General features: G+C 32.2%; 17 protein-coding genes. 10 read left to right on the top strand and 7 right to left on the bottom strand.

All coding sequences use genetic code 11. The features are described from left to right. Positions 1 to 13 precede the first annotated feature (13 nt). Positions 14 to 397: an acyl-CoA thioesterase gene (locus AC1RRN_RS10040; RefSeq protein ID WP_492967168.1), complete on the top strand. Its 384-nt coding sequence runs from the start codon at positions 14 to 16 to the stop codon at positions 395 to 397. A 60-nt stretch (positions 398 to 457) separates the two neighbouring features. Further along, on the top strand, positions 458 to 886 hold the full coding sequence (locus AC1RRN_RS10035) for a hypothetical protein (protein WP_492967167.1): 429 nt from the start codon (positions 458 to 460) through the stop codon (positions 884 to 886). 126 nt (positions 887 to 1,012) lie between these two features. Here the strand turns inward: AC1RRN_RS10035 and AC1RRN_RS10030 are convergent, their stop codons facing one another. Both AC1RRN_RS10030 and AC1RRN_RS10025 read right to left on the bottom strand, forming a co-directional pair. Next, the gene (locus AC1RRN_RS10030) at positions 1,013 to 2,269 is read right to left on the bottom strand and encodes a mechanosensitive ion channel family protein (protein ID WP_492967166.1); all 1,257 of its coding nucleotides are present in this window, start codon (positions 2,267 to 2,269) and stop codon (positions 1,013 to 1,015) included. Then, complete coding sequence (locus AC1RRN_RS10025) at positions 2,262 to 2,549, bottom strand: DUF3817 domain-containing protein (RefSeq protein ID WP_492967165.1); 288 nt, start codon at positions 2,547 to 2,549, stop codon at positions 2,262 to 2,264. The genes AC1RRN_RS10030 and AC1RRN_RS10025 overlap by 8 nt, the downstream gene beginning before the upstream one ends. Before the next feature lie 103 nt (positions 2,550 to 2,652). On the opposite strand from AC1RRN_RS10025, the gene AC1RRN_RS10020 reads away from it, so the two are divergent. The 4 genes from AC1RRN_RS10020 to AC1RRN_RS10005 all read left to right on the top strand — a co-directional run bounded on the left by AC1RRN_RS10020 (position 2,653) and on the right by AC1RRN_RS10005 (position 7,751). After that, on the top strand, positions 2,653 to 3,186 hold the full coding sequence (locus tag AC1RRN_RS10020; protein WP_492967164.1) for a DUF6155 family protein: 534 nt from the start codon (positions 2,653 to 2,655) through the stop codon (positions 3,184 to 3,186). A gap of 108 nt (positions 3,187 to 3,294) precedes the next feature. After that, positions 3,295 to 4,833 (top strand): DEAD/DEAH box helicase, encoded by a 1,539-nt coding sequence (locus AC1RRN_RS10015; RefSeq protein WP_492967163.1) that lies wholly within the window; start codon positions 3,295 to 3,297, stop codon positions 4,831 to 4,833. A gap of 226 nt (positions 4,834 to 5,059) precedes the next feature. Further along, a complete protein-coding gene (locus tag AC1RRN_RS10010) occupies positions 5,060 to 6,394 on the top strand; it encodes a DEAD/DEAH box helicase (RefSeq protein ID WP_492967162.1) in 1,335 nt (444 codons plus the stop codon). Between the two features lie 88 nt (positions 6,395 to 6,482). Further along, positions 6,483 to 7,751, top strand: coding sequence for an NAD(P)/FAD-dependent oxidoreductase (locus tag AC1RRN_RS10005; protein WP_492967161.1), 1,269 nt, complete (start codon positions 6,483 to 6,485; stop codon positions 7,749 to 7,751). 109 nt (positions 7,752 to 7,860) lie between these two features. Here the strand turns inward: AC1RRN_RS10005 and AC1RRN_RS10000 are convergent, their stop codons facing one another. Then, positions 7,861 to 9,069 carry a multidrug effflux MFS transporter gene (locus AC1RRN_RS10000; RefSeq protein ID WP_492967160.1) on the bottom strand — a complete coding sequence of 403 codons (1,209 nt, stop codon included), beginning with the start codon at positions 9,067 to 9,069 and terminating at the stop codon, positions 7,861 to 7,863. 142 nt (positions 9,070 to 9,211) lie between these two features. Between AC1RRN_RS10000 and AC1RRN_RS09995 the strand changes: the two genes are divergently transcribed. From AC1RRN_RS09995 to AC1RRN_RS09980, 4 genes are all read left to right on the top strand, one after another. Further along, positions 9,212 to 9,631 carry a hypothetical protein gene (locus AC1RRN_RS09995; protein ID WP_492967159.1) on the top strand — a complete coding sequence of 140 codons (420 nt, stop codon included), beginning with the start codon at positions 9,212 to 9,214 and terminating at the stop codon, positions 9,629 to 9,631. 83 nt (positions 9,632 to 9,714) lie between these two features. After that, complete coding sequence (locus AC1RRN_RS09990; RefSeq protein WP_492967158.1) at positions 9,715 to 10,098, top strand: hypothetical protein; 384 nt, start codon at positions 9,715 to 9,717, stop codon at positions 10,096 to 10,098. 380 nt (positions 10,099 to 10,478) lie between these two features. Next, a complete protein-coding gene (locus tag AC1RRN_RS09985) occupies positions 10,479 to 12,395 on the top strand; it encodes a DUF294 nucleotidyltransferase-like domain-containing protein (RefSeq protein WP_492967157.1) in 1,917 nt (638 codons plus the stop codon). Between the two features lie 3 nt (positions 12,396 to 12,398). Continuing rightward, positions 12,399 to 12,995 (top strand): 3'-5' exonuclease, encoded by a 597-nt coding sequence (locus AC1RRN_RS09980; RefSeq protein WP_492967156.1) that lies wholly within the window; start codon positions 12,399 to 12,401, stop codon positions 12,993 to 12,995. A gap of 67 nt (positions 12,996 to 13,062) precedes the next feature. Here the strand turns inward: AC1RRN_RS09980 and acs are convergent, their stop codons facing one another. From acs to ilvB, 4 genes are all read right to left on the bottom strand, one after another. Beyond that, complete coding sequence (gene acs / locus AC1RRN_RS09975; protein WP_492967155.1) at positions 13,063 to 14,973, bottom strand: acetate--CoA ligase; 1,911 nt, start codon at positions 14,971 to 14,973, stop codon at positions 13,063 to 13,065. A 499-nt stretch (positions 14,974 to 15,472) separates the two neighbouring features. After that, on the bottom strand, positions 15,473 to 16,942 hold the full coding sequence (gene ilvC / locus AC1RRN_RS09970) for a ketol-acid reductoisomerase (RefSeq protein ID WP_492967154.1): 1,470 nt from the start codon (positions 16,940 to 16,942) through the stop codon (positions 15,473 to 15,475). A gap of 64 nt (positions 16,943 to 17,006) precedes the next feature. Beyond that, positions 17,007 to 17,528, bottom strand: coding sequence for an acetolactate synthase small subunit (ilvN, locus tag AC1RRN_RS09965; protein ID WP_026985121.1), 522 nt, complete (start codon positions 17,526 to 17,528; stop codon positions 17,007 to 17,009). An 87-nt stretch (positions 17,529 to 17,615) separates the two neighbouring features. Continuing rightward, the gene (gene ilvB, locus AC1RRN_RS09960; protein WP_492967299.1) at positions 17,616 to 19,304 is read right to left on the bottom strand and encodes a biosynthetic-type acetolactate synthase large subunit; all 1,689 of its coding nucleotides are present in this window, start codon (positions 19,302 to 19,304) and stop codon (positions 17,616 to 17,618) included. Between the last annotated feature and the right edge of the window lie 35 nt (positions 19,305 to 19,339).

The following is a 19,339-nucleotide window of genomic DNA, read 5'->3' as shown; positions in this document are numbered from 1 at the left end:
ATAAATTAAAATTATGCGATTTCATACCAGAAAGTGGGTTAAGCCCGAAGATTTAAATCCGAACGGAACTTTATTTGGCGGAAAATTATTAGCGTGGATTGATGAAGAATTAGCTTTGTACTCTATTGTACAGCTTCAAAATCCTAAAGTGGTTACCAAATACATGTCAGAAATCAATTTTAAAAGCTCTGCCCGACAAGGTGATATTGTAGAAATTGGAATTGATGTCGTTAAATTCGGAAATACATCGCTTGTTTTAAAATGTGCCGTAAGAAACATGATGACACGTGAAATCATTATCACCATCGATCACACTACAATGGTAAATCTGGATGAAGAAGGAAAACCAAAAGCCCACGGAAAAACTCAAATAGAGTTTGTAAAAGACCGTTTGTAATTTTTTATCGGTCACATAAGTGATAAAAGTTCATTTTAACTAAGCCATAAAAAAACAAGGATGTTTAAAAATTTAATAACTGTTTTTATTCTATTTTCCTTTTTAATCTCTTGTAATTCTAAAGAAAATAAGGATAAATACAATCGTGTTTTTTATCGTGCCGTGAATGGCAAAGACACCGCGATTTTAGACATCAAACTAAACGATAAAAGATTTTACGGCCGTTATGAAATATCATATCATAAAATCGGCAAAGATTCAGGCGATGTAAGAGGAGATTTGAAAGGCGACACACTTAGAGGTGATTTTCATTTTATCTCTAATGGAGGAAGCTGGAAAAGAATTCCGATAGCTTTATTAAAAAAAAATAACAAACTGATTCTCGGAAAAGGCGTAATTGGAACTTATTTTAATCTTCCTTTGTTTCTTCCTGATGTTCCTATAGAATACAATAATGCAGAATTTGTTTTTGAAAAGATAGAAAAGTAGTTTCAAAGCAATGTATTTAACCGCAAAGTTCGCAAAGGTTTTTCGCAAGGTTAGCAAAGAACAACTTTGCGTTCGTAGCGTAAACCTTTGCGAACTTTGCGGTTAAGCTATGTTCAAAGCAAAAAGTTAATCCAATCGACCTATCTTTGAAGGCAATTCGAATATTTCTAGATCAAAATATTCAACAGAAGCCATTATATGATCAAAAATATCGGCCATGATATATTCGTAATTCGCCCAGCGTTTATCACTTGAAAAAGCATAAATCTCTAACGGAACTCCATGTTCGGTAGATTGAAGCTGGCGACACATAATATGCATATCTTTATTTAAACCAGGATGCGCCACTAAATATTGCATGATATATTTTCGGAACAAACCTAAATTAGTCATGTTTCTTCCATTCAAAGACAAGGTTTTATCGACACCATGCATTGCATTATATTTTTCAATTTCAGCTTGTCTGGTAACGATATAAGATGAAATAAGCTGTACTTTTTTCATCTGATTCAAATCTTCATTCGTCAGAAAGCGAATACTGCTGCTTTTGATTAAAACATGTCTTTTAATTCGTCTTCCTGTAGATTTTTGCATACCGCGCCAATTCTGAAAAGAGTCTGAACTTAAAGAGTAGGTCGGAATTGTTGTAATCGTGTTATCAAAATTTCGAACTTTTACAGTTGTTAAATTGATTTCAATAACATCTCCATCGGCACCAAATTTATCCATGGTAATCCAGTCGCCAATACGAACCATATCGTTAATTGCCACCTGAACACTCGAAACAAATCCTAAAATTGTATCTCTGAAAATCAAGATAATAATGGCCGAAAGTGTTCCTAAAATAGTAAGCAATTCGCCTTTTTTGATTCCAAATAAAGTCGAAATAATCATCGCAACTCCAAAAATCCAAAGCACAATCATAATAACCTGAACGAAACTATCGATCGGTTTGTCGCTGTATTCCGGTTTTTGTTTTAAATAATCGCGTAAAGCATTAAAAATTGTTCTGATAATCCATAAACTGATCAAAACGATATAAATGCCTACTATTTTTCCAAAAAGGGTTTCCCAATATTCATAACGGTCCAAAATGATTGGAACAGCCTTATAAATAAAGAAAAACGGAATTAAATAGGCCGTGTATTTTGTGGTTTTATTGTGAATTAGATAATCATCAAACTTTGTTTTGGTTTTTTGCGCAAAAACAGCTGTAAGCGTTACTAAAACAAATTTTGCAACATAATAAATAGCATAAGCCAAAGCCACCATAATGGCGATATTAAAGATAAGGCTGACATAAGACGCAAAGTTGCGACTCATTCCCCAATCTCTAAAAAGCGGATATAAAAAGTTAAATATTTTATCCAAAAGCTTATGCATTATTTTCTAAATATTTTTTCTCAATATAGAAAGTTCCAAAGGGAACAAGAGAAGCTATCAAAATAATTCCAAAAGTTTTTAAATCCCAGTTTTGAGATTTTCTTAATAAAAATGCCAATATAATATATCCAATAAACAACACACCATGCGTCATTCCTAACGGACGTAAAATAGTATGGTAAAGTTCCGGATTGTTGTTTTTAATGATAAGCATGTTTGCGAATAAAACTAAATAGGAGATTCCTTCTAAAATTGCAGTAACTTTGAAAATCTTGAGCATGTATCTATTTTTTGAAATTATACAAGCAAAATTAAGTATTAGGATTGGTTTTTGCGATATGAATCCGGAAACTAATTTATTTTTGTATTCTTAAACTTTGATAATGAGTAAGCGCGATTTAAAAAAATATTTAGCCGAATTAAATAAGGAACAACTCGAAGAACAAATTATCGAATTATACGAGAAATTTATTCCTGTAAAAACCTTTTATGATTTTGTTTTCAACCCAAAAGAAGACAAACTCTTGCAGGAAAGTAAAACGAAGATCTCTCATGAATACTTTCCAATAAAAAAGCCTAATGCAAAATGGCGTCCAAAAGCAAAAATGCGTAGGTCTGTTGCTCAGAAAATGATCAAGCATTTTATTTTGTTAGGAGTTGATCCATTTATTGTTGCCGATTTGATGTTGTACAATATCGAAATTGCGCAAACGTTTTCTTCAGGAAATTTTGTAAAGCAGGAATTATTTTACAAAAGCATGTTTAATTCTTTTGACCAAGCTGTTAATTATATCATTTCTAATGGAATTTTGTTTGACTTTAAACCCCGAATTTTAGAAATTCAGCACCAAACTGTTCAACAAAAATGGAAAAACAAGTATGATTTTGAGGCAGTTTTAGAAAAAATTGATATTTAAATAACATTCTCATAAAAAATCTTATTTAAAAAAAACATTTATTTTAGGTTAAAATAAGATGAATAACTGTTTTTTAGGTGTATTTTTGCAAAAATCCAAAAATAAACAATGTCTCAAAACACTTTAGAAATAGAAAGAGAAGAGAAAAAAGAACTTTATGCATACCAAAAAGGCGATATTGACGCCATTTTTGAACGTTTAGATAATGCTCCAGCTCAACATCATCTATTGTACCAATTACCTACAGGTGGAGGAAAAACTGTAATTTTTTCTGAAATCGTTCGTCGTTATTTAGCTAATAATGATAAAAAAGTGGTTGTTTTAACGCACCGTATCGAACTTTGTAAGCAAACTTCAAAAATGCTTAAAGGTTTTGGCGTTAGCAACAAAATAATCAATAGTAAAGTAAAAGAATTGCCTGATCAAAACGATTATTCTTGTTTTGTGGCAATGGTTGAAACTTTAAAAAACCGTATCAATGATGAGAAACTGCATCTTGATAACATTGGTTTGGTCATTATTGATGAGGCACATTACAATTCATTTAGAAAATTATTAAACTCATTCAAAAATGCTTTTATTCTTGGAGTAACAGCAACGCCTTTGAGTTCTAATATAAAATTACCAATGCACCAGAGTTATGATGAGCTTATTGTGGGAGACACAATTAGTTCATTGATTGACAAAGGATTCCTGGCACGTGCTACAACTTACAGCTATGATGTTGGTTTGACTTCATTAAAAGTTGGTATCAACGGAGATTATACTGTAAAATCATCTGATGATTTATACACGAATACAATCATGCAGGAAAAACTTTTGCATGCTTATACTGAACGTTCTTTGGGTAAAAAGACTTTGATTTTCAATAACGGTATTCATACATCATTATATGTATACGAAACGTTTAGAGAAGCAGGTTACGACATCAGACACCTTGATAATACAAGTAGTTCTGAGGAACGTAAAGATATTTTGCAATGGTTCAAAAAGACTCCGGATGCGATTTTAACATCAGTTGGAATTTTAACTACTGGTTTTGATGAACCAACTGTTGAAACTATTATCTTAAACAGAGCAACAAAATCTTTAACTTTATATTACCAAATGATTGGTCGTGGATCTCGTAAACTACCTGGTAAAGATGAGTTTACCGTTATCGATTTAGGTAATAATGCTGCACGTTTTGGTTTATGGAGCGAGCCGGTAAACTGGCAACATATCTTTAAATCACCTGAATTTTATTTGGAAAATCTACGTGATGATACTGAAATCGAATTGTATTTCAAATACAGTATGCCTCCGGAATTACGTGCAAAATTCAGTAAAACTGCCGATGTTACTTTTGATGTTGATGAAGAACACAAATTAATCATCAAACAAAATTTACGTTCTAAAGTAGTATTAGACAAATCATTAGAACAACATGCTTCTATGTGTGTTGATAATACTGAAACATTGCAAGAAGCAAAATCATTAGGAAAAGAACTTGATGACGATATTGAATGCCGCATCAAACGTTATGCAAAATGTTTGAGTCAATGCAGTAAAAACTACCGCGAATGGCTTGTTGATGATTATAAAAAGAATATGACTTTATTGATCGGAAAAAAATACCGTGAAAAAATCATGAACGAACCGGATTGATTTTTTTAAGTTAAATGTTAACTGTAAAAAGTTAGAAGTTTCAAAAGAATATCATTTTGAAGAAGGAGAAATCATATTACAAAGCATAGTATTGTGTGCTAAGGATTATGTGATTTCTCCTTCGTCGAAATGACAAAAAGAATCGAAGATTCTATAAAATCATTTTAATCTGAGTAATCTGTGGCAGAAATCTAAAATCTAAGATCAGAACTCTAAAATACAAGTTATGTCTAAACAATTCTCAGCATTAGGAGTTTCAGCACCAATTTTAAAAGCGTTAAGCGAATTGAACATTGTTGAACCAACAGAAATTCAACAAAAAACAATTCCGTTACTTTTAGCTGAAAGTCATGATGTTGTTGGTTTAGCCAAAACAGGAACAGGAAAAACTGCTGCTTTTGGATTGCCTTTATTGCAGTTAATTAATACTGAAATAACAACTGTTCAGGCAATAATTTTAGTACCAACAAGAGAACTTGGACAACAAATTTTTAGAAATTTAGAAGATTTTGGAAAACATATTCCAAATATCTCAATAGCTTCAACTTGTGGTGGAATCCCAATAAAACCACAAATTGAACGTCTTACCCAACCTACACACATTGTTGTTGCTACACCAGGACGTTTAATCGATTTGATTCAGCGTAAAGCAATTGATTTAAAACAAACTGAATATTTAGTTTTAGATGAAGCCGATGAAATGGTTTCTATTCTAAAAGAAAGTTTAGATGAAATTGTTGCTGAACTTCCTAAAAAACACCGCACTTTATTGTTTTCTGCAACTTTACCGGGAACAATCAAGCAATTGATTCAGAATTACTTAAACAAAAATGTAGTTCAGGTTAGTGCCAATATGGAAACTGTTGGTAACCAAGGAATTGATCATGAATATATTGTAGTTGATCCTATTGAGAAATTAGATGTTTTAATGCATTTTTTAAATTCAAAAGAAGGAGAACGTGGAATCATTTTCTGTAAAACTAAAGCTGCAGTGAATAAATTGGCCAAAAACCTGGCAATAAATCGTTTTTCATCAGGAGCACTTCATGGAAGTTTATCGCAAGGAATTCGTGACAGAATTATGGAGCAATTCCGTGAAGGGCATATCAATATTTTAGTTGCTACAGATTTAGCTGCAAGAGGAATTGACGTAAAAGAAATTTCTTATGTAGTAAATTATCATTTGCCGGATACTTACGAAACTTATGTTCACCGTAGTGGAAGAACTGCCAGAGCAGGAGCAAAGGGACTTTCATTAACTGTTTTACAAGAGGAAGAAGTAAATGAAATTCCGGAATTTGAAAAAGAACTAGGAATTAAATTCACTAAATTCCAAAAACCTTCAGTTGTTAGTTTAGAAGAAAATAATACGCTTTTATGGGCAAAACAAATCTTCAAAACAAAGCCAAATCACGATATTTCAGCTGATTTAAAGACAAAAGTAAAAACCGTTTTTCATCATCTTACCAAAGATGAATTAATAGAAAAATTGATGGCGAATTACGTTTTACAAAACAAAGTTGAAGTAACAGAAAAGCCTGTTAAAAAAATCAAAAAGTAATATTTTGAGCTAGTGACTTTCTCAATTTATGTCGTATATTTATAAAGTACTTTTTTTAAAAAACATACTTAATAAATATACCACATATATGAACATAGTTATTATAGGAGGTGGTTTTGCAGGAATTAATCTGGCAAAAGAGCTTGTAAACCATCCACAAATACAAGTAACACTTGTAGACAAAAACAATTATAACTTTTTCCCACCACTTATATATCAGGTTGCGACGGCATTTTTGGAACCTTCAAGCATTAGTTATCCTTTCAGGAAGTTTTTTGCGGGTAAAAAAAACCTGCAATTTCGTTTAGGAGAATTGTTATCTGTAGTTCCTGAAGAAAATAAAATAGTTCTCAGCAATGGCGAATTAACATACGATCATTTGGTTTTTGCTACAGGAGCTGAAACAAGCTATTTTGGAATGGAAAATGTAATGAAAAATGCCATTCCGATGAAAACTCTAAATGATGCCATCGAAATGCGTAACGCATTGCTTAAAAATCTTGAAAAAGCTGCAATCTGCAAAGATATTCGTAAACGCCGTAAATTATTAACGATTGTTGTTGCCGGAGGAGGACCAACCGGAGTAGAAGTTTCCGGAATGTTTGCTGAAATGCGTAAAAACATTTTATTAAAAGAATATCCGGAATTAGAAACTTCTGCCAGTAATGTTTATTTGGTCGATGGGGGAGACGCACTACTCTCTCCTATGAGTGAAGCTTCTCAAAAAGATACACTTGAAGCACTTACAAAATTGGGCGTTGTAGTGAAGCTACATACGCGTGTTACAGATTATGTTGACGATACTGTATTTTTTGAAAATGGCGAAACCATCAAAACCAAAAATCTAATTTGGGCTGCCGGAGTTTCTGCTAAACTTTTTGAAGGAATTCCGAAAGAAAGTTACGGACGTGGTAAACGTATGGCAACGGACCAATATAGTAAGGTAAATGGACTTCAAAATGTTTATGCCATTGGAGATACCGCTATTTTAGCCGGAGATAAAAATTTTCCTGATGGACATCCGCAGGTTGCGCAGGTCGCCATTCAGCAAGGTTTAAATTTAGCCAAAAACTTTAAAGCAATGGTTCAAAATAAACCTTTAAAACCATTCGCATACAATGACAAAGGCTCTATGGCAATTATAGGAAAAAACAAAGCTGTAGTAGATTTACCAAGTCCGAAATGGCATTTTAAAGGATTTTTCGCCTGGATTATCTGGTTATTTATCCATTTGATTTCTTTAATAACTTACAGAAACAGACTGAACACTTTTTGGAACTGGATGGTAGCGTATTTTGCTAGAGATCAATCACTCAGAATGATTATTAGACCTGAAAAAAGACAACAAAGCGAATAGATTAAAATTCCAATCCATATAAAAAAAGCCAAAATCTCTCCATAGATTTTGGCTTTTTATATTTAACAATATGTTACATTCCATTTGAAATTTAAAATATTGAGATTTATTACTTTGCAGAAACTTCAACTTTTTCTTTGATAAAACGTTTTCCAATGTTTAAAATAACAAGCGCAATTAAAGTAGTTACGGTCATAATAAGAACCATTGGAGCAACAGAATCTTTAACAAAAACTCCAACAGCAAAAGAGGCTAAAGCTCCCAAACCTAATTGAATTGCACCCATCAAAGCAGAAGCACTTCCTGCATTTTTAGCAAAAGGAGCCATGGTCAGTCCGGCCGTATTTGGGTTTGAGATTCCCAAACATCCTAAAAATAAGAACAACATTGCAATCGTTTCATATAACCCTAAAAGATTATTTACTGAAAGAATCAAGAAAACAATACTGATTACAGATTGCGAAATCAAAGCAGCTAAAATCATTTGTTCACTAGAAAATCTCTTCAATAAAATAGAATTTAACTGGCTGGATCCTATAAAGCTTACCGACATAAAGGCAAAAATCCATCCATATGTTTTAGCATCAACATTATAAATATCCATAAAAACTATAGGAGAGGCCGCTACATAGGTAAATAAACCGGAAAAAGCTATTGAACCTGTAAACGCATATGTGTAAAACTGAGGCTCTTTTAGCACTTTCATAAAATTCGAAATAATTGGTTTTGGCTTTAGTGAAATTGAAGTATCCGGTTTATAAGAATTTGGTAATCCAATTTGTGAAGCAATTAAAATCGCGATTCCCATGCACATTAATATAAGAAATACAATGTGCCAACCGAAATCTTCTGTTACATAACCGCCAATTGTTGGCGCTAACATTGGCGAAAGCCCAAGAACAAGCATTAATAAAGAAAATACTTTTGGAATATCCTTTACAGGAAATAAATCGCGAACCATCGCGACAGAAGCAACTGTTGCAGCACAGCTTCCAATAGCCTGAATAAATCGTAAACCAATAAAAGTATCAATATCAGCAACATAAACACAGCCTAACGAAGCTAAAATATAAACAAGCAAACCAACAAACAAAGGTTTTTTTCGTCCGAAACGATCTAATAATGGCCCGTAAAGCAATTGTCCGGCAGAAATTCCAATAAAATAACTTGATAAACTCATCGAAACTTTAGCAACAGTAGTATGCAGATCCTTTGCTATACCAGAAAAACCTGGTAGATACATGTCGATCGAAAAAGGGCCAAGAGCTGTTAAAGAACCTAAAATAAGTATGAGTTGAATATATTTTTTTGTTGTCATTTTCTTAAATAATTGCTTTTAATTTCATATAAAGGTAAATTTTAACTACCTTGTTAGATATAATAATTGTTTTTATGCAAAAAATGGTTATTATATAAGTTTTCAAAAATGTTTTGAAACAATAATTCTAAAAATTTAAATTATGAAAAAATTCACTTTACTATTAGCGCTTATTTTTACAACAATTTCATTTGCTCAAACCATAACTTCAAAACAAGAAGATGCAAATGTAGAACAATACGCATTGCTTACAAAAGTAAATCAGTATTATCCCGACATTACGTTAAACAAAACAATTACCAATTTTTACGCTGATGGAAAAATTATTGACTCCCAACAACAATTTGATTTAAAAGGAACAAAATTTTCAAGCTATAAGATTGGTATCGAACCAGGCAATAAAAAATTGTTATTCGAATATATTTCTGATGAAACAGGAAAAGTTTTCGGTGATGTTCAGCTTTTTAAAGGAAATGCTCTTCGAACAACGTTTTCTGATAAAACAAATGAAATTGAAGTTTCGCTTAACGGAAAATCCGTTTATTTGAAAAAATTAAATTAATTTTCATTTAAAGGAAATATAAAGCATCGCAATCGTGATGCTTTTTTATTTTATATTTGAATCTGATTCTAAAAATCATTTTAATGCAAAAAATTATTTTATTACTATTTATTATTTCATTTCAGGCATATTCCCAAACCAACAGATTTAAAGGAACCTGGAGCAACGAGAATTGTGAAAATTGCAGTAAAGAATATATTTTTACAATAAACGTAGCGCAGTCAAACTACAAGATATTTGGAATCATAGAAATTACGAGCAGTAAACCTGAACTCAATTCCGGAATTTTAGAAGTTACCGGACATGTCTATACTATGGGCGAACGCGCACAGATTACAATAAAAGGAAAAAATGGAGTTTCTGCAGCTGGAATACTTTTAGAACAAGAAGGGAAACTTCATTTCATAAAACGTGGCGGCGATGACATTGTACCAAAAGATCTGGTTTTAAACAAAATAAACGAATAAGCGCTATTTTAGCGTTATTCTATTTGAACTATAATTTATATTATGTAAAATAGAATATTTTAGAAATCACCTCAATTCCAGTCTACTTGCTCTTTAAAAGCATTCTAGATGTAATAATAAATATCAAAAATGCGATAAATGAAATAAAATCCGCCCTATTAAACTCTGTTGAATTTAATAATTCACTGTATTTAAAAGCTTTACAATAAAACGAAAGTTAAATAATAAAGAAATTAGCCAATAAAAAATCATTTTACAGTTTATAAAACCACAAATTTTAACATTTCCTTAAAATAATTACATTCTGGTAAAGATGCTTTCATTGTAAGACTTTATTTTATTATTTTTACATTCGATACTTTAAAAAAATTATCAAACGTATGAATACAATTGCTGAGCATATTGCCGATTTTTTAAAAGAATACCCACCATTTGATAATTTGACTTTTCAGGAATTATCTGATATTGCAACCAATATCAGAGTTATCAATTTAGAAAAGCATACTGTATTGTTTCAAAACAATGACGTACTTCATGATAGTTTTTATGTTGTGGCTTCTGGTGTAATAAATTTAACAACAATCGCTGATGCTGAAGAAACAATTATAAATAAATGCCACGAAGGAGATATTTTTGGTTTAAGACCTTTTTTTGCCAAGAATAACTATATGATGACCGCGAAAGCACGTGAAGAAAGTATTATATATGCTATTCCAATTGCTGTTTTCAGGCCTTTTGTTGCCAATAATTCTGATGTATTAAACTTTTTGCTAGAAAGTTTTGCTGTAAATTCAAGACACACAAAAGACAGTGTAAATTCAAACGGAAAAGTGATTTCTGATACGTCATTTTATGTTGATCAGCAATCAGAAATGCAATATATTCAATCCCTTAGCTATAATAATTCACCTTTAACGACTGAAGCAAGCCATGTTGTTAAAGATGTTGCCATTTTAATGACTGAAGCTATGGTCGATAATATCATTGTGTGCGAAAAAAACAAGCCAATTGGTATTGTTACTGCAACAGATTTATCATCAAAAATTGCAACCGGGCGCTATCCTATTACTGAAACAATTGATAAAATCATGTCTTCGCCTGTAGTTACTGTAATTGAAAATGTATCGCTTGCTGAAGCCCAGTTATTAATGCTAAAACATAATGTAACCCATTTATGTGTTACTAAAGATGGTACAAATAAATCTGCTGTTAAAGGAATTATTTCTGAGCACGATTTAATTGTTGCTCAAGCAAGTAATCCTGGTGTTTTAATCAAAGAGATTAAACGTTCTCAGCTTCCGAAAGACTTAAAACAAATTCGCGATCGTTTGTCTGATTTGATTCAGAATTCGATTCAGAAAAACATTCCAATTTCTCATATTAGTAATATTGCCAGTGAGATTAACCTTGCTATCATTAAACGTGCGGTTGAATTGTCAATTTTAGACTTGGGCTCACCTCCTGCTCGATTTGCATGGTTAAGTATTGGTAGTCAAGGTCGTAAAGAACAGCTTTTATTAACAGATCAGGACAGTACTTTAATTTTTGAAGATGTTACTCCGGATAAATACAGAGAAACAAAAGATTATTTTTTAAGACTGGCAAAAAGAACAACTGCTATCTTAGAAAAAGTCGGTTACGAATATTGCCCAAATGGACATATGGGAAGTAATATGTTGTGGTGTAAATCATTGACAGACTGGACAAAACAATACAACAGCTGGATGAATACTCCAGGTGAAAACAGTAACGATTTGAGCAGTATTTTCTTTGATTACGAGATTGTTTTTGGAGAACCAAAAATTGAGGAAGTAATTGAAAATGTTATTTTTAAAAATGCTGTAAACAATACTTTATTCTTTGACTTTTTAGGAAATGATGCTTTAAAAAGAAATTCACCGTTAAGTTTCTTCAAGAAATTTATCGTTGAAGAAGAAGGCCCGAATAAAACAAAATTTGACATTAAAACCCGTGCATTAATGCCTTTGATTGATGGCGCACGTTTATTAATTTTGAATGCTAATATTAAAGGGATAAAAAATACTTATTTAAGATTTAAACAGTTAGCGATAACTGACTCTAAAAATGCAGAAATATATTTAAGTTGTGCTGAAGCTTTTTTAACTTTATCTAAATTTAGAACTGTTGAAGGATTGAAAAATGACGATTCAGGACAATACATCAATCTTAGAGAAATGTCTAAAACAGATAAGGAAAAATTGAAAAATGCTTTAACACCAATGAAAGACCTTGAGGAATTAATTAAGAGTAAATTTCAACTTACCCAATTCTCATAAAATATGCTAGACTGGCTGAAAAATATTAATAAAGAATATCCGGATTTCTGGAAAGATTATTTAACAAAATTTGAGACAAAACCCAACAGATTTGTGGTTTTGTCGACTGAAACTTCAGGATTAAATCCCGATAAAGATGTTATTTTATCTTTAGGAGCATTTTCAGTTATTGATGACGGTATTGTAATTAAAGATAATTTTGAATCAGTTTTACTGCAATATAAATACCTGCAGGATAACGGACTTTCAAATGAATTTATCATTGAAAGTAAAATGATAAAAATGCCAGAACCTGATGCAATTGAAGCTTTTATAAACTTTCTGGGAAATGCCATTTTAGTTGGCCATCATATTAATTTTGATATCGAAATGCTGAACTCAGCTTTGGAACGTCTCGATTGCGGCAGAATAAAAAATGAAGCTTTGGATGTTGATGTAATGTACCGAAAATTGATGGATGTAAATGACAAACAATTTTCATTAGATGATTTATGTGAAATATATAAAATTCCAAAAAGCGATCGAAATTCATCTGCTGAAGATGCATACAGAATAGCGCTGTTATTTTTAAAATTAAAATCGAGATTAGGAATTAAATAAAAACTAAACCCCATAAAAAATGCCTCTTAAAATTAAGAGGCATTTTTATTTATAATTATCTTCAGAATTAAGAAATTCTTTCTTTCATAATTTCTTCTACAATTTCCGGATTCAATAATGTTGAAGTATCTCCAAAATTAGAAAAATCTCCTTCCGCTATTTTACGTAAAATTCTACGCATGATTTTTCCGGAACGTGTTTTTGGCAAACCAGAAACAAACTGAATTTTATCTAATTTTGCAATTGGTCCAATATGGTCTGCAATATATTGATTAATCTCTTTAGTCAGGTTTTCTTTATTTCTAACTTCTCCTGTTTCTTTCAAAATTACATAACCATATAATGCGTTTCCTTTAATATCATGTGGAAAACCAACAATTGCAGATTCTGCAACAGCCTGGTGTTCGTTAATTGCATCTTCGATAGGAGCTGTTCCTAAATTATGACCAGAAACAATTACAACATCATCTACTCTACCTGTAATCCTGTAATATCCAACTTCATCTCTTAAAGCTCCGTCTCCTGTAAAATATTTTCCAGGGAAAGAAGAGAAATAAGTGTCTTTATAACGTTGATGATCTCCCCAAATAGTTCTGGCAATTCCAGGCCATGGAAATTTAATACATAAACTTCCAACAACCTGATTTCCTTCAATTTCATTGCGTTTTTCATCCATTAAAACGGGTTGAATTCCAGGTAAAGGTAAAGTTGCATAAGTTGGTTTTGTTGGTGTAACAAAAGCAATTGGAGAAATCATGATTCCACCAGTTTCCGTTTGCCACCAGGTATCAACCACAGGACATCTTTTATCTCCAACGTGGTCATTAAACCAGTGCCAGGCCTCTTCGTTGATTGGTTCTCCAACAGACCCAATAACTTTTAATGATTTTAGAGGATATTTTTGAATATAATCTAAACTTTCTTTTGCTAATGAACGAATTGCAGTTGGCGCTGTATAAAATTGTGTGATCTTATGTTTTTCGATAATATCCCAAAAACGGCTAAAATCCGGATAAGATGGAACTCCTTCAAAAATTACAGTTGTTCCTCCGTTTAATAATGGTCCGTATAAAATATAAGAATGACCAGTAATCCAGCCAATATCAGCAGTACACCAGAAAATATCATTTTCTTCGTGAGCGAAAACATTTTTAAAAGTGTATGCTGTATAAACCATATATCCAGCTGTGGTATGAACCATTCCTTTTGGTTTCCCCGTAGATCCTGAAGTATATAAGATAAATAAAGGATCTTCAGCATCCATAATTTCAGCAACACTATTATCTAAAGCTGCATCTAATAAAGGCTGTAACCATTGGTCACGACCTTCTTTCATTTTAATTTCAGTTTGAGTTCTTTTCGCCACTAAAACTTTAGAAACTGATGGACAAGATTCTAATGCTTCGTCTACAATTCCTTTAAGATCAATCGTTTTGTTTCCTCTGTAACCTCCATCAGATGTAATGACCATTTTACATTCGCAATCATTAATTCTGGCAGAAACTGCAGAAGCAGAAAATCCTGCAAAAATTACAGAGTGAATGGCTCCTATTCTCGCACAAGCCAAAACAGCAACTGCCAATTCCGGAATCATTGGTAAGTAAATACAAACTCTGTCTCCTTTACGAACACCTTGCTCACGCAAAACATTCGCCATTTTGGAAACTCTTTCGTAAAGTTCATTATATGTTATATGTAAAGCTTCTTCAGAAGGATCATTTGGTTCAAAAATAATCGCCGTTTTTTCTCCTCTTTTGCTTAAATGTCTATCGATACAGTTTTTTGTAATATTAACTTTAGCTTCAGTAAACCATTTTACTTCAGCATCAGCCATATTAAAATCAACTACTTTTTCCCATTGTTGGTACCAAGTAAAATTTTCCTCAGCTATTTTTCCCCAGAATTTCCTTGGTTCTCTTATTGACTTATTGTAATGTTTAAAATATTGTTCTAAATTTTCAATTTTATAATAACTCATATGTTTTTGGAATTTTTTTATAAATGTATTAAATATCAGCGTATTCTTAAAATTATTTAATTCATAAATTTTGGCAAAAAAAAACACATATTAAAAAAAATACAATCTTTTAATATATATAATTTAAAAATTTAGTTTTTGACACAAAATTACATATTGCAAAAAAGGCACGGTAAATAATTACCGTGCCTTTTTATTTTTAACAATTTCAATAACAATTAATTTTTTGTAATTCTGTATTACAATCTGCAGCTCTACTTTGAAAATAGTAGCAACTTTATTAATTAAATAGAAATCTCAACAAGTATATTTATTTCTAAACATACCCCATTATAAGGGATTACCTCACTTAACTTACTTTCTCACAGAAGTTAAGTGAATGCAATATTGCAGCTATATTCATTTTTCTTAATAAGTGCTTACTAATTCAAAATATTAAATAAAACAGAGATACAGTGCAAATCCCATCACAGTCGAATGTGTGGTAATTCCCAATTTATTATCCAATTTTTTTCATTGCAGTCATAGATTCTCTCAACCATGCTCCTACTTCTTCGATAGGATGTTGACGAATTTCTTTGTTAACCGCAATTAAAATAGCATTATCTACTCCATTTGAAGTTGAGAATGGTTTTCCAATTATGTTTGTTTCAACAGTTTTCATGTATTCCGTTAATAACGGCTTGCAAGCGTGATCGAATAAGTAACATCCGTATTCTGCTGTATCCGAGATAACACGATTCATTTCAAACAATTTTTTTCTTGCAATTGTATTTGCAATCAAAGGTAATTCGTGTAATGACTCATAATAAGCTGATTCTTCAATGATTCCAGCTTCAGTCATGGTTTCAAAAGCTAATTCAACACCAGCTTTTACCATTGCAATCATTAATACTCCATTATCAAAATATTCTTGTTCAGCAATTGGAGCATCTGTTGGAGGTGTTTTTTCGAAGTTAGTTTCTCCAGTTGCAGCTCTCCATGTCAATAAATTTTTATCATCATTAGCCCAGTCAATCATCATAGTTCTTGAGAATTCTCCAGAAATAATATCATCTTGGTGTTTTTGAAATAATGGACGCATGATATCTTTTAATTCTTCAGCAATTTCATAAGCTTCGATTTTTGCAGGATTAGAGAGACGATCCATCATGTTTGTGATACCACCATGTTTCAAAGCTTCAGTGATAGTTTCCCAACCATATTGAATTAATTTTGAAGCATATCCTGGCTCAATTCCTTTTTCAATCATTTTATCAAAGCATAAAATAGATCCTGTTTGCAACAATCCACAAAGAATAGTTTGCTCACCCATTAAATCTGATTTTACTTCAGCTACGAAAGATGATTTTAAAACTCCAGCTTTGTGTCCACCAGTTGCAACAGCATAAGCTTTTGCCTGATCTAAACCAAATCCGTTTGGATCATTCTCAGGGTGAACTGCGATAAGTGTTGGTACACCAAATCCTCTTTTGTATTCCTCACGAACCTCAGAACCAGGACATTTTGGAGCACACATAATTACAGTAATATCTTTACGAATCTGCATTCCTTCTTCTACGATGTTAAAACCGTGAGAGTATGCTAAAGTCGAACCTTGTTTCATTAATGGCATAATAGCCGTAACTACAGCAGTATGTTGTTTATCCGGAGTTAAATTACAAACTAAGTCTGCAGTTGGAATTAATTCTTCATATGTACCTACTTTAAAACCATTTTCAGTTGCATTTTTATATGAAGCTCTTTTCTCTGCAATTGCATCTGCACGCAATGCATATGAAATATCTAAACCTGAATCTCTCATGTTTAAACCTTGATTCAAACCTTGTGCACCACAACCAACAATAACAACTTTTTTTCCAGCTAATGCTGCAATTCCGTCTGCAAATTCAGATTGCTCCATAAATTCGCAAACTCCTAATTGTTCTAATTGTAATCTAAGTGGTAGTGTGTTGAAATAATTTGCCATTCTTTTTTAATATTTAATGATGTTGTAATTTAATAATTGATTTGATATATAACTAAAATGATAATTAATTAAAGGTTTCTAATAAAGATGAAATTTCCATCTTTTCTTTGGAAACAGATATTCTTCCTGAACGAACAAATTGCATAATACCGTAAGGTTTGAATTTTGCATATAATTCTTCAATTTCAGAACGTCTTCCTGATTTTGAAATCACGAAGAAATCACGAGAAACAGTCACGATTGTAGACTGACTTTCTTTAATGATATTTTGAATCTGTTTTTCATCAAATAACAAACTTGATTGTATTTTAAACAAGGCATTTTCTAAGAAAATTGTTTCTTCATCAGTATGATAAAATGCTTTGATAACCTCAATTTGTTTTTCAATTTGTCCAACAATATTCTGAACCCATTTCTCCGTTGTATTTACTACAATGATAAATCTGGAAACATTCTCTATTTCTGATTCTGAAACGTTTAGACTTAATATGTTAATGTGTCGCTTTAAGAATATTCCAGATATTCTATTTAACAAACCCACGTTATTTTCTGAATATACCGATATGGTAAATGTTTTATCTTCCATGTTTTTTTATAGTTTTTTTTGTTTCAAGTTTCAGGTTTCAGGTTGTCGAACTTGAAACTAAAAAAACTTGAAACATGAAACTTTTTTCTAACTTAATCTAATTTCTGAAACACAAGCTCCTGTTGGAATCATCGGGAAAACATTGTTTTCCTTTTCTACCATAACTTCTAAGAAATAAGAGTCTTTTGAAGCCATCATTTCGGCTACAGCAGCATCCAGATCTTCTCTTTGTGTTACTTTTTTAGATTTAATATGATATCCTTCAGCAATTGCAACAAAATTTGGATTGATCATTTTTGTCGAAGCATATCTGTTATCGAAAAACAATTCCTGCCATTGACGCACCATTCCTAAAAATTCATTATTTAAAATGACAATTTTCACTGGTACTTGTGTCTGAAAAATGGTTCCTAATTCCTGAATTGTCATTTGGAATCCGCCATCACCAATAATAGCCACAACTTCACGATCCGGTCTTCCCATCTTAGCTCCAATAGCAGCTGGCAAAGCAAATCCCATTGTTCCTAAACCACCAGAAGTAATATTACTTTTAGTCGAATTAAATTTTGCATAACGGCAAGCAAACATTTGGTGCTGACCAACATCTGAAACGATAATCGCATCACCTTTTGAGTGTTTGTTAATCATTTCCATGGTTTCTCCCATTGAAATACCTTTACCATTCGTTGGATTTAATTCCTCGTTTATAACAGATTCTACTTCTATTTTATACAATTCTTTAAACTCATTATGCCATAAATCATGCGATTTTGCATCAATTAAAGGTAATATTGCATTTAAAGCTTCCTTAACATCTCCTAAAACAGCTACTTCTGTTTTTACGTTTTTATCAACTTCTGCAGGATCAATTTCAAAATGAATTACTTTTGCCTGTTTAGCATAAGTAGCTAATTTTCCAGTAACACGGTCGTCAAAACGCATTCCTAATGCGATTAAAACATCACATTCGTTAGTCAATAAATTTGGACCGTAATTTCCATGCATTCCTAACATTCCAACGTTTAAAGGATGATCTGTCGGTAAAGCAGAAAGACCTAAAATAGTCCAAGCTGCCGGAATTCCGGATTTTTCAATGAACGCTTTTAATTGTTCTTCGGCTTGACCGAGAATGATTCCCTGACCAAAAACGATAAATGGTTTTTTAGCGCTATTGATCAAAGCCGCAGCTTCCGCAACTTTATCTAATTTTAATTTCGGAACCGGAACATAACTTCTGATTGCCGTACATTTTTCATAACTAAAATCGAACTCATCAAACTGAGCGTTTTTAGTAATATCAATCAATACAGGTCCCGGACGCCCAGAACGTGCAATGTAAAACGCTTTTGCAATGATTTCAGGAATTTGAGAAGCTTCAGTAATCTGAAAATTCCATTTTGTTACCGGAGTTGAAATTCCGATAATATCTGTTTCCTGAAAAGCATCAGAACCCAACAAATGTCTTCCCACCTGACCTGTAATACAAACCATTGGAGTTGAGTCGATTTGAGCATCTGCAATTCCTGTCACTAAGTTTGTTGCTCCTGGACCTGAAGTAGCAATTGCTACCCCAACTTTTCCCGTAGCTCTGGCATATCCTTGAGCTGCGTGCGTTGCACCTTGTTCGTGACGTACTAATACATGGTGTAATTGATCCTGAAATTTATATAATTCGTCATAAACCGGCATTATGGCTCCTCCAGGATATCCGTAAACTAAGTCTACTCCTTCTTCTAATAAACATCTTATAACGGCTTCTGCCCCTGATATTTTCATAGTATATTTTGTTTTATCAATGTCAGCTTCAATTA

The organism is Flavobacterium sp. GW821-FHT11G01 (assembly GCF_058808175.1).
Note: the sequence above shows the minus strand (reverse complement) of the source record. Positions and strands in the feature narration are given on the sequence as shown.

Coding starts and splice junctions, on each gene's coding strand:
- AC1RRN_RS09985 (WP_492967157.1), top strand. CDS start 10,479: ATGAATACAATTGCTGAGCATATTGCCGATTTTTTAAAAGAATACCCA.
- AC1RRN_RS09995 (WP_492967159.1), top strand. CDS start 9,212: ATGAAAAAATTCACTTTACTATTAGCGCTTATTTTTACAACAATTTCA.
- ilvB (WP_492967299.1), bottom strand. CDS start 19,304: ATGAAAATATCAGGGGCAGAAGCCGTTATAAGATGTTTATTAGAAGAA.
- ilvC (WP_492967154.1), bottom strand. CDS start 16,942: ATGGCAAATTATTTCAACACACTACCACTTAGATTACAATTAGAACAA.
- AC1RRN_RS10035 (WP_492967167.1), top strand. CDS start 458: ATGTTTAAAAATTTAATAACTGTTTTTATTCTATTTTCCTTTTTAATC.
- AC1RRN_RS10010 (WP_492967162.1), top strand. CDS start 5,060: ATGTCTAAACAATTCTCAGCATTAGGAGTTTCAGCACCAATTTTAAAA.
- AC1RRN_RS10015 (WP_492967163.1), top strand. CDS start 3,295: ATGTCTCAAAACACTTTAGAAATAGAAAGAGAAGAGAAAAAAGAACTT.
- AC1RRN_RS10020 (WP_492967164.1), top strand. CDS start 2,653: ATGAGTAAGCGCGATTTAAAAAAATATTTAGCCGAATTAAATAAGGAA.
- acs (WP_492967155.1), bottom strand. CDS start 14,973: ATGAGTTATTATAAAATTGAAAATTTAGAACAATATTTTAAACATTAC.
- AC1RRN_RS10000 (WP_492967160.1), bottom strand. CDS start 9,069: ATGACAACAAAAAAATATATTCAACTCATACTTATTTTAGGTTCTTTA.
- AC1RRN_RS09980 (WP_492967156.1), top strand. CDS start 12,399: ATGCTAGACTGGCTGAAAAATATTAATAAAGAATATCCGGATTTCTGG.
- AC1RRN_RS10040 (WP_492967168.1), top strand. CDS start 14: ATGCGATTTCATACCAGAAAGTGGGTTAAGCCCGAAGATTTAAATCCG.
- AC1RRN_RS10025 (WP_492967165.1), bottom strand. CDS start 2,549: ATGCTCAAGATTTTCAAAGTTACTGCAATTTTAGAAGGAATCTCCTAT.
- AC1RRN_RS09990 (WP_492967158.1), top strand. CDS start 9,715: ATGCAAAAAATTATTTTATTACTATTTATTATTTCATTTCAGGCATAT.
- AC1RRN_RS10005 (WP_492967161.1), top strand. CDS start 6,483: ATGAACATAGTTATTATAGGAGGTGGTTTTGCAGGAATTAATCTGGCA.
- AC1RRN_RS10030 (WP_492967166.1), bottom strand. CDS start 2,269: ATGCATAAGCTTTTGGATAAAATATTTAACTTTTTATATCCGCTTTTT.
- ilvN (WP_026985121.1), bottom strand. CDS start 17,528: ATGGAAGATAAAACATTTACCATATCGGTATATTCAGAAAATAACGTG.